We start from the raw sequence: 16,241 nt of genomic DNA, 5'->3' as shown, positions 1-16,241 counted from the left end.
ATTGGCAGACAGCAACCGACTCGAATAGTCGGCCTGATTGAATAGAAATTCGAGTGCGTCCCCAGCAACGACAGAGAGAAAGCCGCAAGATTATGATGCTCAAGGCACACTCATGAAGACGTTTATGAGCGTCTCAGATTGAAGGCTTTGATTGAAAGCTTTGATTGAATGTCAGACAGGGAGGTACTGGGTAGACAGCAAAGGCGTCGTATTTGGAGTCAGTAGGTGAAAACAAAAAAGCGCAGTCTTTCGACCACGCTTTTTAACGCTCAACCCACTAATGTGAAAGATTATAGCCGTCCGCCTAGCGATTATTCCGGCTTGATCAGGTTGAAGTGCTGATAGGCTCTGGCTGTCGCAATACGACCCCTTGGGGTGCGCTGAATGAATCCTTGCTGGATCAGGAAGGGTTCGAGCACATCTTCGATGGTCTCGCGCTCCTCGCCGATAGCCGCGGCCAGGTTATCCAGACCCACAGGACCGCCCATAAACTTGTCTATGATGGCCAGCAGCAGCTTACGGTCCATATAATCGAAGCCTTCGACATCCACGTCCAGCATATCCAAAGCGCTCTCGGCGACTAGCTTGTTAACCTCGCCATCGTGCTTCACCTCGGCGTAGTCTCGCACTCGTCTAAGCAGACGGTTAGCGATACGCGGCGTGCCGCGAGAACGCCTTGCCACTTCTACCGCGCCTTCGGGATCGATCGGCAGCTCAAGCACCTTGGCCGAGCGCGTGACGATACTGCTGAGATCTTTGACGTTGTAGAACTCGAGACGCAGGGGGATGCCAAAACGGGCACGCAGCGGCGATGTCAGTGCGCCGGCACGAGTGGTGGCGCCAATCAGGGTGAAGGGAGGTAGCTCTAGCTTAATGGAGCGCGCCGCCGGACCCTCGCCTATCATGATATCCAGCTGATAGTCTTCCATTGCCGGGTAAAGGATCTCCTCCACCACAGGGCTTAGTCTGTGGATCTCGTCGATGAAGAGCACATCACCGGCTTCGAGATTGGTAAGCAGGGCCGCGAGATCACCCGCCTTCTCCAGCACAGGGCCCGAGGTAGACTTAATGTTCACCCCCATCTCGTTGGCAACGATCATGGCAAGCGTGGTCTTACCAAGGCCTGGTGGTCCGTAGATCAACATATGGTCAAGGGCCTCGCCGCGCTTCTGCGCCGCCTCGATAAACACCTTGAGCTGAGCCCTGGTATCGTCCTGGCCCGTATATTCGTCCAGCAGCTTAGGACGCATCGCCCTATCTATCTGCTCGTCCCGCTCCTCTGTGCCTTGGGGCTGGGCGTGAACTAACCTATCAGCTTCAATCATCTATTTCTCACTCTGAGCGCTAGAGCATCGATTTCAGCGATGCCTTAATCAAGGTTTCTGAATCCATGCCCTCTTCGAAGACACTGGACACCGCCTTACTGGCCTGTGCCGGCTTATATCCTAACGCCAAAAGCGCCGAGATGGCATCTTCTTCGGCGGTGTTGACCACAGGCGCAGGAGTATAATTAGACTGCAACACAAACTCGCGCTCGTTGCCATGGGAGGCTTCCATCAGACTCTTGAGCTTGTCGCGCATCTCAACCAGCAGACGCTCGGCGGTCTTCTTGCCGACACCCGGCAGCTTAACCAGTGTCGCGATATCGTCATGCTCGACGCATTTCACAAATTCGCCCGCCGTCATGCCAGAGAGTATGGTCAGTGCCAGCTTAGGACCGACGCCATTGGTCTTGATCAGCAGTCTGAACAGGGCTCTTTCCTGCTTGGTGATAAAGCCGTACAGCAGCTGGGCATCTTCACGCACCACGAAGTGGGTGTAGATCACCGCCTCTTGGTTTAAATCTGGCAGTTCATAAAAACTGGTGAGCGGCATCTGTACCTCATAGCCGACACCGCCAGTTTCAATCAGCACCTCGGGCGCCTGCTTCTCGACGAGTAATCCCCGTAAACGACCTATCATCTATATCTTCCGTAAGTTCTCGCGCTAGCCTTACCGCCCATGGCGATCAGGCTCTGATATGTGTGGAAATGGCACAGGGCAACGCCTAACGCATCGGCCGCATCGGCCTGTGGCGCCGCCGGCAATTTGAGGATCTGTTGCACCATGTGCTGTACCTGACTCTTCTGCGCCCGTCCCGTGCCGACCACGGCATTCTTGATCTGGGTGGCCGAATACTCGGCCACAGGCAATTGAGCATTGGTGGCGGCGACGATCGCCGCCCCGCGCGCCTGACCGAGCTTTAACGCCGAATCGGCATTCTTCGCCAGAAACACCCGCTCGATAGCAAATTCATCCGGCTGGTATTGGCGAATAATCTCGCTTATCCCATCGAAAATTACCTTGAGACGGGAAGGCAGATCATCGGATTGGGTACGAATACAACCGCTGCCCAGGTAGATCTGCTGCCTACCCTGGCACTGGATCACCCCATAGCCTGTGATCCGCGAGCCAGGATCCACCCCCAAGATTATCGGCATAGTCTGCCTATTCGAGGCTGGCTAAGATCTCATCTGAGATCTCGGCGTTATGATAGACCTCTTGTACATCGTCGTGATCTTCAAGGTTATCGATGAGGCGCAGGAATTTAGGCGCCGTTTCAGCATCAAGCTCTGCCTTAGTAGAAGGCACCATGGTCACCTCGGCGTTTACCGCCTCGAGACCGGCTGCATCCAGTGCATCCTTAACCGTACCAAAGGCCTCAGGCGTGGTGTAGACATCGATAGAGGTATCATCATTGGTCACAACATCCTCGGCGCCGGCGTCGAGCGCCGCATCCATGATGGTGTCTTCATCGCTGCCTTCGGCGTAAGAGATCACGCCACGCTTCTCGAACAGATAGGCCACAGAGCCATCTGTGCCCAGGTTACCGCCCGACTTGCTAAAGGCGTTACGTACGCCAGAGACGGTACGGTTACGGTTGTCTGTCATGGTCTCGACCATCACGGCGGTGCCGCCCGGACCATAGCCTTCATACATGATGGTTTCCAGCACCTGACCATCAAGCTCACCGGCACCGCGCTTGATGGCACGCTCGACCGTGTCGCGAGTCATGTTGTTTGACAGCGCCTTATCGATTGCCGCCCTGAGTCTCGGGTTGGAATCGGGATCCGAGCCGCCTTCTCTGGCCGCTACCGTGAGTTCGCGAATGAATTTGGTGAAGAGTTTACCGCGTTTAGCGTCTTGTGCCGCCTTGCGGTGCTTGATGTTGGCCCATTTACTGTGACCGGCCATAGGGACTCCTTATTCGAGTTTGCCTCGAAAAAGCCGAGCAAGATGCTCGGCTTATTGGTTCAATCTTGATTTATTCCTGCTCTTTTTTCGCTTCCACTACGCTCACCCCAAGCTCCTCGAGCTGTACTGGGTTAGCAAAGCCAGGGGCATTGGTGAGCGGACAGGCTGCCGTGGTGGTCTTAGGGAAGGCCATCACGTCACGAATCGAGCTGGCACCTGTCATCAGCATCACCATACGATCGAGACCGAACGCCAAACCTGCGTGTGGCGGCGTGCCATACTTGAGCGCTTCGAGCAGGAAGCCAAACTTCTCTTGCGCTTCTTCATCGTTAATCCCCAGGATTCTGAATACGGCCGACTGCATCTCGGCGTCGTAGATACGTACCGAGCCACCGCCCAGTTCGCAACCGTTAAGCACCATGTCGTAAGCGTCAGAGATGGCCGCCGTTGGATCTGCTTCTAGCTCGGCTGGCGTGATACCACTTGGCGCAGTGAACGGATGGTGCATGGCGTGCAGGCCACCGTCAGAGGTGCGCTCGAACATTGGGAAGTCAACCACCCATAGTGGTTTCCAGTCGCCTTGTAGCAGGTCGAAATCTTCACCTACCTTGAGACGCAGCGCGCCCATGGCTTCGGCCACTATGTTCGCCTTGTCAGCGCCGAACAGGATTAAGTCACCGTTGGCCGCACCTGTGCGCTCCAGGATCCCCTTAACCACCTCTTCGCTGAGGAACTTAAGCACTGGTGACTGAATGCCTTCCAGGCCTTTCTCCAGCTCGTTGACCTTCATCCATGCCAAGCCTTTGGCGCCATAGATGTTGACATACTTACCATACTCATCGAGCTGCTTACGTGACAGGCTAGCACCACCCGGTACACACAGCACGGCAACACGGCCTTCGCTGTCGTTGGCTGGCTCCTGGAACACCTTGAAGTCGACCTCTTTGACTAGGTCGGCAACATCGACCAGCTCCAGCGGGTTACGCAGGTCCGGCTTGTCTGAACCATAACGACGCATCGCCTCGGCAAAGGTCATCTTAGGGAACTCGCCTAGGTCGACGTTTAGCAGCTCTTTAAACAGACCGCGTACCATCTCTTCAGTCTTGTCCATCACCTGCGCTGAGGTCATGAAAGAGGTTTCGATATCGATCTGGGTAAATTCAGGCTGACGGTCGGCACGTAAGTCTTCGTCGCGGAAACATTTCACGATCTGGTAATAACGGTCGAAGCCAGACATCATCAGCAGCTGCTTAAACAGCTGTGGCGATTGTGGCAGTGCGAAGAACTGGCCCTTGTAGGTACGGCTAGGCACCAGATAGTCCCTGGCACCCTCTGGGGTTGCCTTGGTCAGAATTGGGGTCTCGATATCGAGGAAACCATTGCCGTCGAGGAAACGACGCACGGCACTGGTCACCTTAGAGCGGAAGATGATGCGCTCGGCCATCTCTGGGCGACGCAGATCCAGGTAGCGATATTTCAGGCGCTGCTCTTCGGTGTTGTGTTGATTTTTGTCCATGTTGATCGGCAGTGCCGGTGCGCTGTTGAGTATGGTCAGGGCCTTACCCAGCACCTCAATCTCACCTGTGCGCATCTGGTCGTTGATCTGGCTGTCGGGACGGGCGCGTACCAAGCCTTTCACCTGAACACAGAACTCGCTGCGCAGTGTGCTGGCGACATCGAATACCTCTGGCAGATCAGGATCATAGACTACCTGAATCACGCCTTCACGGTCGCGCAAATCCAGAAAAACCACGCCGCCGAGATCGCGACTGCGGTTTACCCAACCTACGAGAGTAACTTCTTCCCCAACATGAGACCGATTAACGTCTCCACAATAATGACTGCGCATCTAACACTTTCCTTTCATCCGTCAAGGCCGTGCTTGAGGATATTCAATACATGACAAAAGCGGCATTATAGTGAAATATTGCCGATTTCAAAACAACTTCATCCGCTTAAAATGAAGTAAACCTTTGGGTTGGATAAATATCCATCAAATCCTGAACTGGGGTCACAGATCAGGCGCTCTGGTAACAGCGCCCGCCCTGTTTCACCGCCCGCGACATCAACTTGTCGGCGGTCTTAAGTAGCTCCACCACAGTGTCGCCATCATTCGGGAACATGGCCACCCCTATGCTGACCGATAGTGCCACATCCAGGCCGTTGATCGCAAAGGGGGCGCTAAAGCCACCGACTATACCGTCGGCCACCTGACACACGGTATCGAGGTCTTTGCTGCGATTAAGCACCATCACAAATTCGTTGCCGCCAAAACGCGCCAGGGTATCAGACTTACGCACCGCATCCTTGAGTCGCGATGCGCCCTTGGCCAGCACCCTGTCACCAACCTGATGGCCATAGGTCTGGTTGATCTCACGCAGGTTATCGAAGCTGATAAAGAGTACGGCAAAGGGCTGCATCTCGCGGCGATGTAGCAGCACGGACTGCTGCAATCTGTCATCGAGCAGGCTGCGATTCGGCAAACCGGTGAGTGCATCGAACTGCCCTGCCCGCGTCAGCTCATGGGCAAGCTCCTTGGCCGCCGCCAAGCGGCTACGCTGAGCACGCCAAATAAGATAGACAAACACCACAAAGCTGAGTAGCGCCAAAAGATAGAAGGCACTCTGATAGTTCACCCAGGCCCTCCAGCTACTGGGTTCTTCTTTTACCCAGTGCTGATAAATTTCCTCTTGCCTTTCTGGCGTGATCTGGGCGATGGCCTGATCCCATAAGGGCACCAGCGCATCAAACTTAGGGCTCAGGGCGAAGTGGCTCTGCTGCTGGGAGAAATCTGCCAGCACAGACATCTTAAGCGCCTTGTAGTCTGACTCCTTTAGCACCATGGCCATGTTGATCACCTTCTCGATGAAGGCATCGGCCTTGCCCTGGGCCACCGCATCGACGCCAGCGCGGCTGTTGGGCACAATCACCAGCTCGATGCCCAGCGCTTTGTTCATCAGGTTGGCAATCAGATGATACCCCTCGACAATCGCCAGGCGCTTTCCACTCATCTGACTCAGGTTAAACACAGTCACCTGACTAAGGTTGGTTACCAGGCCCCAGGGCGATGGCCAATAAGGAGTGGTAAAGAGCATCTCCCGTTCCCGCTCTGGCGTATGGGCGACGCTACCAACGATATCGATTTCGCCTTGTTTAAGTGCTTCTAGCAGACTGCTCCAGCGATCGAACGGCACCCCCTCAATGGTTAACCCCAACTGCTCGGCGACCCAGTGGCTGATCTCACTGTTGATCCCCATAAACTCGCCGGATGGCCCTTCATACTCCATGGGTGCCCAGGCGGCAAGATAGCCCACTTTAAGCGTACCCAAACTGTCTAGATAACGGCGCTGCTCCTCAGTGATTGAGAGCGGATTAAGCAAGGACTGCACGCTCCTGTCATCTCTATCCAAGATCCACTTATTCTCAATGGCGGCGAGCTCGGCGTTGCTGATCAGGCGAAAGCCCGCTGCGATACGTTGGGCCAGCCCTTTGTCCTCGTTGCGAGTCAAGGCATAGATGTCTGTGGTGAAGGCCAGCTTGCGATACTGGTGAAAATCAGACCAGGATTCGGCGCGCAGCAGATAGTGCTGGGTCCAAGCCGATGCGGCCACGAAGGCGGCGATATGCCCCTGCTGGGCGGCCTGGATCATCTGGGTCACATCGGAATAGAGCTTAAGCTCAGAGTTTGGCAGCGCCTGCTTGAGTTTATCCAGATAAGGCGCGGTAGGCACCGCGCCGACACGCTTACCCTTTAGCTCATCCAGGCTATTGATCGCCTTACCATAACTGAACAGTCGGCTCTTCACCTGATAGGTGCGCCAGGCACGGGTGAGATTGGTCTTCATGGTGTCGCTCTCTGGATACCCCACATGGATATCGGCGCGGTGAAACTTGAGTTCATCCAGGCCATCTTCCATAGCGGCGGGGCGAAACTCTACCTCTATGCCCGTCTTCTTAGACCAGAGCTTCCAGATATCGATATAGAGACCGTGTGGCTCACCATCGCCGCCGGTATCGACAAAGGGTTGAATACCTGTTGTGGTGGCAATCACTAAGGTGTTGGCATCACGGCTAAAACCTAGCCAACGCTTGTCTATCTCGGCGCGGCTGGTTTGGCTCAAGCGGTCAAAGCCACGGTTGATCTCTGTGATAAGATCCAGCCGTCCCTTGCTGACGGCGGGCACCAGCGCTGTCTTCTTGATAAGCAAACGATTATCCAGGGGAAACTCTTCCAGGACGGCGCGGCTAACGGCGTTATCTTTTAAGTAGCCTTCCATGCCGGCGAAGACATCGACCTCGCCTGCCACCACGCCACGAAGCAGTTCGGCGCGGCTATTATAGTAGCGGTAACTTAATCCGTTAACTTGCTGATTGAGTATGGATTCATGGGATGACCCCGTCACTATGCCGATGCGATAGGGCTGCAGATCGCTAAAACTCTTCTTACCCTTTAGCGTGTTACGCACATAGAGATAGGTACTGACATAGGCGATGGGCGCGGCGAAATCGAAATCTTTATCCCGCTCCTTGGTGATCCCAAGGCCGATGTGAATATCGGCATCCCCCTGCGCCAGCTGATTCAAGGAGTCCTGCCAGTGACGGGCGACAAATACAACGGGCACCTGAGTCTGAGACGACCACTCACGCCAAAGATCCACCAAGACACCCTTGACATCGCCATTCTCATCGACGAACTGATAAGGGTAGCTGTCCTCCCCCATTACCAAGACTAGCGGGCCTTGCTGCTCTTCTGCAGACGCATGAAAACTAACCAGTAGACTTAGCGCTAACGTGGCCGTCCCCAGCACAAAACGGGCCATCATAAGCGGCGCAAAGACTATGCATGCCGACAGCAGACGTCGCCAGGCAACACAGGCCGAAGCAAAAGAGTGTAGTGGTGTCAAAGGTAGGCCCCAGTTTCTATTATCATTTTTATATCAAGCCAAGCTATCACTTGTTCTAAAACAGCGCCTTATAAAAAGGGCTTATAAAAGGCAGCTTATATTACAAGCTGGCTACAAAAAATAACCTTAGCATCCTTGCGTCGAGCGCAAAGTCACCGCGCTGTAAAATATATGTTGTTATTAGGATATTAGACAGAATTTTATTCCTAATTACCAGTACCAGACTTGCTGCGAACTGTTATCATTAGCTAGAATGAAATATTGAATTTACTCAAAAAACTCTGATGAACTCAACTCAAGATACTATTTACGCGCAGGCCTGTGAACATATCAGTGACTTTCAATTCGACGATAGAGTCGCAGGCGTCTTTAGCGATATGATCCGCCGCTCTGTTCCCGGCTATGGACAGATCATCAACACCTTGGGCGATTTCGCCGACAAATGTGTCACCCCCAATAGCAAGATATATGATTTAGGCTGTTCCCTTGGCGCGGCCACACTGAGCGTTCGTCGCCGCATCGAAGGTCGCGGATGTGAGATCATCGCCGTCGACAACAGCGAGTCTATGATCGAGCGCTGTCAACAGAACCTCAGCGCCTATGTCAGTGAAACCCCGGTCGATCTTATCTGCGCCGATATTCGCGATATCGATATCCAAGATGCCTCCATGGTGATCCTCAACTTCACTATGCAGTTTTTGGCCCCGGAAGACAGACAGACGCTGATAGCCAAGATCTATCAGGGACTCAAGCCCGGCGGCATTCTGGTGTTGTCAGAGAAATTAGTGTTCGAAGATGAACCTGTGCAGCATCTGCTGGACGAGCTACACCTCGACTTTAAGCGCGCCAATGGCTACAGCGAACTTGAGATCAGCCAAAAGCGCAGCTCGCTCGAGCATGTGATGAAACCTGACACCCTGCCCCAGCATCAGCAAAGGCTTAAAGCCCAGGGCTTTAGCCATTTCAGCGTCTGGTTCCAATGTTTTAATTTCGCATCTATGGTGGCCATCAAGTGATCAGCTTCAGCTCCTTTTATCAACAAATTGCCGATTCTAATCTTCAACATTGGTTAGAAGAGCTGCCGGCGATCCTCGGCCAGTGGCAACGTGAACATAAGCATGGCAACCTACCCAAGTGGGAGAAGGTGCTCAACAAGCTGCACTATCCTGCGCCGGACAGAATCGATTTCACCACTAAGGTAGAGGTCGGCAGCGGCGATCAGCTCAGCAAGGGTCAGCAGGAGAAACTTAAGAACCTGCTTAAACTCTTCTGCCCCTGGCGCAAGGGCCCCTTCGATCTGCACGGTATCCATATCGACACCGAATGGCGCTCAGATTGGAAATGGGAGCGGGTTCAGCCCCATATCTCACCGCTGAAGAATCGTACCGTGCTGGATGTCGGCTGTGGCAGCGGCTATCACATGTGGCGTATGCTGGGTGACGGCGCCAAACGCGTCGTGGGTATCGACCCCTCGCCGCTGTTTCTGTGTCAATTTGAGGCGGTAAAACGCCTGGCGGGCAACGACCACCCAGTGCATCTGCTGCCTCTGGGCGTAGAACAGCTACCGCCACTGGATGCCTTCGACACCGTCTTCTCCATGGGCGTGCTCTATCACAGACGCTCCCCCATAGATCACCTGCTGCAACTGAGGGATCAACTGAGAACCGGCGGTGAACTGGTCCTCGAGACCTTAGTGGTCGATGGCGATGAAAATACCGTACTGGTTCCAGGGGAGCGCTACGGTAAGATGAACAACGTCTGGTTCCTGCCGTCGGCCAAGGCGCTGGAAGCCTGGTTGAAGAAGGCGGATTTTGTCGATGTTCGCTGCGTCGATATCGACGTTACCTCGCTTGCTGAGCAACGCAGCACAGAATGGATGCCTAATGAGTCCTTGGTGGACTACCTGGATCCTAACGATGTCAGCCTGACGGTTGAGGGGTATCCGGCGCCCAAACGCGCCACTTTTATCGCCGTAAAAAATCAACCCAACAAAGATTTGGTTTAAACAAAAATAGTAAACGGGAAGCACTATGTTAAAACAGATGACCACTCTCGCCCTGGTAACCAGCCTGGTAGGCTGCGCAGCCACCCAAGATCCTAAGCAGCCCGCGCCTGTCGATGTCGACACCTTCAATGCCAGCCTGAGCGAGCAGAAGAGCGAGCTAGTCACCCTGATAAGCACCAGCCAAAGCGAACAGCAGGCGGCGCTGACTTCCCTGTCAGCCCAGCTAGAGCAGCTGTCCAAGCAGGTGGCGGCTGTCAAGTCCCATCCTGAAAAGCAGGTGGTGCAGGTCCCTATGCAGTGCGACCCGTCCCCAATCGGTGACAAGTTTATCCTGGGCGCGGTAGAACACGTCTATGTCGATGAGATCAAGGCTGGCTTTGAGACCCGTATCGATACCGGCGCCGAATCCTCATCGCTCGATGCCCACAACATCATACTGTTCGAACGTAATGGCAAGCAGTGGGTGCGCTTCGATGTCTTCACTCAAGGCGCCGATAAGCCATCACAGACCTTCGAGTCTAAGGTCGAGCGCTTCGTACGCATCAAGCAAGATGCCGATGATAAGAATGACAGACGCCCGGTGATCCATGCCCATCTGCAGATTGGCAATTACAAGGCGGAAACCGATCTCAACCTGGTCGATCGTAGTCACCTCGACTATCAGTTGCTGCTGGGACGTAAGTTTATGCAAGACATTGCCGTCGTCGATGTAGGACAGACTTTTGTGCACGGTAAGAACAATCCATCAAAAACAGCCAAATAACAGGATGTAAATTCGATGCACTCTAAAAAACCTTTTTATATCTTAGTGGCCCTGCTGTTTATTGCGGGCATGGCCGCCAGCGTCTATCGTGGCATAGAACATAATGTCCCCTTCCTCCCGGGCGAGCAGGTACAGAGCTGGGCCGTGGATGCCAAGGTGAGTTTTCAGGGCACCGGCGAGCCTGCCGAGGTGACCTTCTCGCTGCCCAAGGATCCTGCCTTTGAGATCTTAGCGGAAAACGCCACTTCTCCAGGCTACGGCTTGTCAGCCACAGAAGATGACACCGGCCGTCAGGTCACCTGGTCGACCCGCGAGGCGATCGGTCAGCAAGATCTCTACTATAAGGTCACCCTGGTACCGACCGGCAAGAATGAGATCCCGGCCGACAAAGAACCCGACGCGCCGCAGGCCTATAACTGGCCGGCCACCGAGTTGGCCGCCGCCGAGCAGGTGATGAACGAGATCTGGTCGCGCAGCGCCACAAACCTGTCATTTGCTCAGCAGCTTAACAAGAGCTTCAACGCCACCGAGCGCAGCCAGAACCTTGAGCTACTGCTGACCAGTAACTCCCGCGCCGAACTGTTTATCCGCATGCTCAACAGCAAGGGGATCCCGGCCAAGAAGGTCAGTGGTCTGTTTTTAGAAGATCAACGTCGTCGTCAGCAGCTGACCAACTATGTTGAGGTCTATCATCAGGGTCAGTGGATCATCTTCAATCCCAACGATGGTACTCAGGGACGCCCTGACAACCTGCTTATCTGGGACAGAACCGCCAAGTCGACACTGGACGTAGTGGGCGGGGTTAACTCTCAGGTTAACTTCTCCATGTTGCAAGACACCCGCTCGGCGCTCGCCACCTCTATCGATATGCTGAAGAACAAGAATGCCTTGGACTTCTCCCTCTATCAGCTACCGCTGGAAGAGCAGAGCCTGTTTAAGGGTATCTTGCTGATCCCAATTGGTGTGCTAGTGGTGGTGTTCCTGCGGGTGATCATCGGTATCAAGACCTCGGGTACCTTCATGCCCGTGCTGATCGCCCTGGCCTTTATTCAGACTACCCTGCTGACCGGCCTTGTTGGCTTCCTGCTGATCGTCGCCTTCGGCCTGATGATCCGCTCCTATCTGTCGGATCTCAACCTCTTGCTGATCTCGCGGATCTCCGCGGTGATCATAGTGGTGATCGGCATCATAGGCCTGTTTACCCTGCTCTCATATAAGTTCGGTTTAAGCGAGGGTCTCACCATCACCTTCTTCCCGATGATCATCCTGGCATGGACCATCGAACGTATGTCGATTCTCTGGGAAGAGGAAGGCGCCAAAGAGGTAATGGTTCAGGGCGGCGGCAGCCTGTTTGTTGCCACCTTAGCCTACCTGGCCATGAGCGCCACCTGGGTACAACACTGGGTATTTAACTTCCTGGGTATCCATCTGGTGATCCTGGCAACTGTGCTCCTGATGGGCCAGTACACAGGTTATAAGTTATTGGAACTTAGACGCTTTAGACCTTTAGCGGGAGAATAACTATGCTGTTTGCAAAGCCCCGAAAGCTGAAGGAAAACGGCGTACTTGGCATGAACAAGCGCAACATCGACTACATAGGTCGCTATAACCCGCGCAAGTTCTACAAGCGAGTGGATGACAAGCTCACCACCAAGCAACTGGCTCTGGCGAACGATATCGCCGTGCCGGCGCTTATCGGCACCGTCTGTCAGCAACATGAGATCATGCACATTCCCGAGATGGTCAACAACCGTGACGGCTTCGTGATCAAGCCGTCACAGGGTTCGGGCGGTAAAGGGATCTTAGTGATCACTAAGGTGGAAAATGGCCACTATTTCAAGCCTAACGGTCATGAGGTGACCCCAAGCGAGATCGACCGCCATATCTCTAACATCTTGAGCGGCCTCTTTTCCCTGGGCGGCAAGCCAGACGTGGCCATCGTCGAGGGACTCATCGAGTTCGACCCCGTATTCGACGGCTACTCCTTCGAAGGGGTGCCCGATATTCGTTTGATCGTTTTCAAGGGCTTCCCTGTGATGGGAATGCTCAGGCTATCCACCGCGGCGTCCGACGGTAAGGCTAACCTGCACCAAGGCGCCGTGGGCGTTGGCCTGGATATCGGCACCGGCCGCGGCCTGCATGCGGTGCAGTTTGACCGTCCGCTCGATCTGCATCCGGATACCGACAAGAGGCTCACCGAGATCCAGGTACCCCATTGGGATACCCTACTGCATACGGCCTCTAAGGCCTATGAGATGAGTGAGCTGGGTTATCTGGGTACCGACATGGTGCTGGATCAAAAGCTTGGTCCTCTGCTGCTTGAGCTCAACGCCCGTCCGGGTCTGGCGATTCAGATCGCCAACGGCCAGGGCCTGCTGCCAAGACTAAAACATGTCGAGCAGATGAAGAACAAATCTATGTCAGTGGAAGAGCGCGTCGCCTATGCTAAAACGCATTTTAGCAGTCTCCCTAGCGCTTAACTTCAGTCCGGCGGCCCTGGCCGCCTCTCCTATCACACTGCTCAGCGAGCAGTGTATCGACTATCGGGTTTCCCTGTCTCAGGCACAGGAGAGCGGCACGCCGCTCGATGCCAGTGTGCGACTCGAACGCGAGTTGATCGGCCTGTTCAACCTCAAAGACAGCGTGCGCTTCTATCGCCACTATCCCTTAAATGCCGAAGATAAAGAGGCGCTGCTGCAGTGTCAGCTGCATCTGGCCGATGAGTTTGACCGCCTGGCACAGGAGCCTTGGCTCAAGACCCAAAGTCAGAACTGGTCTCAAAGCGACGCGCCAGGGCTGCGCCAGTTTGGTCAGTTGCTGACGCAGCAGATCGCCGAGCAGATTGACCAGCAGCAGAAGGCGAAGATCCATACCGCCCAGGCCAGCGTCGCCCACGGCCTGAAGCAGAAAGACCTGTCGCTCAGCATGGGGCAGAGTCAGTGCCGCCTTACTGATGGCGAAACTGAACAAGCTGAACAGGCCTTCGATAGTTCGATAGCCAGCTACCTTATTCATCAACAAGATGAAAGCTGTAAGCGTCAGGTGTGGCTAGCCTACCAGGTAAGGGCCAAGGAGAAGAATCAGGCGGCCATCTCCCTCATATTGACGACCAAGCAGACGATAGCACTCGAGCATGGCGCCGACGATTATGCAAGCTGGGCCCTGAGCCATCAGCTGCTCGCCAATCCCGCACAGGTTAAACGCTTTCTGGACAGCCAGACCCAGCTAGCTCCTGCCCCTTGGGCACTCGGGGCCCTACTTGCAAAGCTTTCCAAGGTCGATGTAACACCGCGCTCGGGTGAGCAGCTGCTGGATAATATTCAGGCCGAACTTTCTCCATTCGGCCTTGAATTTGAAGCCGTTAACGTCAATATGCTGCGGCTTTGGCATAAGGGGCGTTTACTGGGGGATGTTTTTCTCGATCGCCCGCCCAAATCCCAAATAGCAGGTTCGCAGCTAGCTAATCCGCCGTTAGGAAAACAAGAGCAACCCCCAACAGAGAAAGCGCAGGCGGTAACACTTAAGACGCCGACGTTTAAGGAATCTAAGGCCCAGTTGAGCCCCCTGAGACAAACCGTGGTCGGACAACAATTTGGTCAGCTGACCCTGACCCTACCAGATCAGCTAAATGATTTTCGCAGTCAGGAACAACTCATCACAGCGGTGGCCGAGATGGTGTCTCGCCTGCTCACCGGTGGGCGCTACTATCTCAACAACACCTTAGGCGATGGTCAGGCGATCGCCAGTCTCTGGCTGAGTCAATATCTAAGCCAACAGCTGCTGCCCGAGCTGCCATCCAATAGCCGCGAAGCCCAGCTTAAGGCCTTCTCCAAGCAGCTAAAGGTATTTCGCAGCAAGCTGGCTTTGTCTGCGTATCAAACCTTCGATAATCGACTCTACCGGGATCTCAGCCAGGAATTTGGTGCCAGTTTCGGCGCGCCCTGGCCAAGTGCTGATGACGCCCTCTACAGTTTTACCGGTGTGGTGACTCAAGGGCCACTCTATTACCTCACGCTATGGCATCAACGCCTGGCGGAGCAGATCTTGAGTGACTCTCAGCTGGAGGCAACAAGCGTTTTTGATCTCCTTCTCATCAACGAGCAGCAACAGTCCCTTGATGAGCAACTCACCGCAATTTTTGGCAGCGCGCAATCTGTCGCCACCATCCTAGAAAGGAGCCAACATGATCAACTTAAGCCCGTACACTAGAATCTTTGGGGCACTCGCACTCAGCTCCGCCCTGCTGCTCCCTAGTCTACCTACCTCGGCTAAGACAACAGCATCACAGGACGCACAGGGTGTCAAACAGGCGATCCAACAAAACCTAGAAGATAACCTCTACCAGCTGCCACCGAGGGTGCAGGGACATTACGGCATCCGCCTCTATCGCATGACGGGCGATGACAAGTATGCCAATGCGGCCCTGGTCGATCTGTACGCTGTCACCGAGTCTCAGGCCTTCTATGCCTGTCAGCTGGATAAGCCGGGTTTTATCCAGCAAGAAGCTCAGGCCGCCATCGACGTGCTGGGTAAGGGCCCCAGAGCCAAGGCCCGTAAGAAGGCGCTGGCTCCCTTCCCCGAGTTTCTCTTCTATACCGACGTGCTACTAAGGTTTTCAAGCCGCATCGATGAGTTTGGTCTACAAGGTCCCTGCCACGACAAGTTGGTCAAGGCGCTAAAGGCCACCGATCTTAAACGCGGGCTCACCGACAAGGCGATGATCGAAGCCTGGGCGGCGCAGCTGGTGAACTATGTTTACTGGGCGAAACAGCTTGGTGTTGGCGATTATGTGCAGGAGTATAAGGACGGCTTCAATCGCGTCTATCCTCAGCGTCGCGACGCCAAACTCGACAAGAAGCAGTTTCGCAATAAGATCTACGGCATGACCCACTTTATCTTTGCCGCCAGCGAGTATTATCAGCATTCGGTCGATAGAAAGGAATTTGCCTGGATCTTAGATTACTTCGAGGCCAACATAGACAGGATCCTGAAAGATGCCACCGACGATATCATCGCCGAAGTCGGCATCAGCTTCCATCTGGCAGGCATGTCGGACAATCCCGTAGTGAAGAAGACCCAAGCCCACATCATGGCCGCCTTCGATCCTGAGGTGCAGACCATACCCTCACCCCATGGCAACCCAGATCTCGCCCTGGGTGAGCACCGCAACGTGTTAGCCATGATGCTGTTAGATTGGCCTAAGACCCTGCATCAGGGCCCCTATTTCCATAATCTTAAGGCGACCAAGAAGTACCTGCCTAAGCTGGTCAGCATCAAGGCTGATGCTGCAAAGGCAAAAACCGATAAAGCAAAATCTAAAGCCGAAAAGCATTAG

13 protein-coding genes are annotated in these 16,241 nt (G+C 54.4%); 7 read left to right on the top strand and 6 right to left on the bottom strand.

Annotated features, from left to right (window positions below):
- Positions 1 to 311 precede the first annotated feature (311 nt).
- The 6 genes from ruvB to K0H81_RS09265 form a co-directional block, all read right to left on the bottom strand.
- Positions 312 to 1,325 carry a Holliday junction branch migration DNA helicase RuvB gene (gene ruvB, locus K0H81_RS09290; protein WP_220060680.1) on the bottom strand — a complete coding sequence of 338 codons (1,014 nt, stop codon included), beginning with the start codon at positions 1,323 to 1,325 and terminating at the stop codon, positions 312 to 314.
- Between the two features lie 19 nt (positions 1,326 to 1,344).
- On the bottom strand, positions 1,345 to 1,962 hold the full coding sequence (gene ruvA, locus K0H81_RS09285; protein WP_220060679.1) for a Holliday junction branch migration protein RuvA: 618 nt from the start codon (positions 1,960 to 1,962) through the stop codon (positions 1,345 to 1,347).
- A complete protein-coding gene (gene ruvC / locus K0H81_RS09280) occupies positions 1,959 to 2,480 on the bottom strand; it encodes a crossover junction endodeoxyribonuclease RuvC (protein WP_220042535.1) in 522 nt (173 codons plus the stop codon). Before ruvC ends, ruvA begins: the two co-directional genes overlap by 4 nt.
- 7 nt (positions 2,481 to 2,487) lie before the next feature.
- Positions 2,488 to 3,234, bottom strand: a complete 747-nt coding sequence (locus K0H81_RS09275; RefSeq protein WP_220060678.1) for a YebC/PmpR family DNA-binding transcriptional regulator — start codon at positions 3,232 to 3,234, stop codon at positions 2,488 to 2,490.
- A 70-nt stretch (positions 3,235 to 3,304) separates the two neighbouring features.
- Positions 3,305 to 5,083: an aspartate--tRNA ligase gene (gene aspS / locus K0H81_RS09270; RefSeq protein WP_220060677.1), complete on the bottom strand. Its 1,779-nt coding sequence runs from the start codon at positions 5,081 to 5,083 to the stop codon at positions 3,305 to 3,307.
- A 169-nt stretch (positions 5,084 to 5,252) separates the two neighbouring features.
- On the bottom strand, positions 5,253 to 8,138 hold the full coding sequence (locus K0H81_RS09265) for a transporter substrate-binding domain-containing protein (RefSeq protein ID WP_258406428.1): 2,886 nt from the start codon (positions 8,136 to 8,138) through the stop codon (positions 5,253 to 5,255).
- A gap of 284 nt (positions 8,139 to 8,422) precedes the next feature.
- Here K0H81_RS09265 and cmoA point away from each other — a divergent pair, with 284 nt between their 5' ends.
- The 7 genes from cmoA to K0H81_RS09230 are packed head-to-tail and all read left to right on the top strand — an operon-like array spanning position 8,423 to position 16,241.
- Complete coding sequence (cmoA, locus tag K0H81_RS09260; protein ID WP_220060676.1) at positions 8,423 to 9,154, top strand: carboxy-S-adenosyl-L-methionine synthase CmoA; 732 nt, start codon at positions 8,423 to 8,425, stop codon at positions 9,152 to 9,154.
- Positions 9,151 to 10,143, top strand: coding sequence for a tRNA 5-methoxyuridine(34)/uridine 5-oxyacetic acid(34) synthase CmoB (gene cmoB / locus K0H81_RS09255; RefSeq protein ID WP_220060675.1), 993 nt, complete (start codon positions 9,151 to 9,153; stop codon positions 10,141 to 10,143). The genes cmoA and cmoB overlap by 4 nt, the downstream gene beginning before the upstream one ends.
- 25 nt (positions 10,144 to 10,168) lie before the next feature.
- A complete protein-coding gene (locus tag K0H81_RS09250; RefSeq protein ID WP_220060674.1) occupies positions 10,169 to 10,906 on the top strand; it encodes an ATP-dependent zinc protease family protein in 738 nt (245 codons plus the stop codon).
- A gap of 15 nt (positions 10,907 to 10,921) precedes the next feature.
- Positions 10,922 to 12,427, top strand: a complete 1,506-nt coding sequence (locus tag K0H81_RS09245; RefSeq protein WP_144204302.1) for an inactive transglutaminase family protein — start codon at positions 10,922 to 10,924, stop codon at positions 12,425 to 12,427.
- Positions 12,428 to 12,429: 2 nt separating this feature from the next.
- Positions 12,430 to 13,386 carry an alpha-L-glutamate ligase-like protein gene (locus tag K0H81_RS09240; RefSeq protein ID WP_220060673.1) on the top strand — a complete coding sequence of 319 codons (957 nt, stop codon included), beginning with the start codon at positions 12,430 to 12,432 and terminating at the stop codon, positions 13,384 to 13,386.
- Positions 13,349 to 15,115: a gluzincin family metallopeptidase gene (locus K0H81_RS09235; protein WP_220060672.1), complete on the top strand. Its 1,767-nt coding sequence runs from the start codon at positions 13,349 to 13,351 to the stop codon at positions 15,113 to 15,115. Before K0H81_RS09240 ends, K0H81_RS09235 begins: the two co-directional genes overlap by 38 nt.
- Positions 15,090 to 16,241 carry a DUF3541 domain-containing protein gene (locus tag K0H81_RS09230; protein WP_220060671.1) on the top strand — a complete coding sequence of 384 codons (1,152 nt, stop codon included), beginning with the start codon at positions 15,090 to 15,092 and terminating at the stop codon, positions 16,239 to 16,241. Before K0H81_RS09235 ends, K0H81_RS09230 begins: the two co-directional genes overlap by 26 nt.

The organism is Shewanella halotolerans, from assembly GCF_019457535.1.
Lineage (GTDB): Bacteria > Pseudomonadota > Gammaproteobacteria > Enterobacterales > Shewanellaceae > Shewanella > Shewanella halotolerans.
The sequence above is the reverse complement of the archived record's forward strand: the minus strand, read 5'-3'. Positions and strand labels throughout refer to the sequence as shown.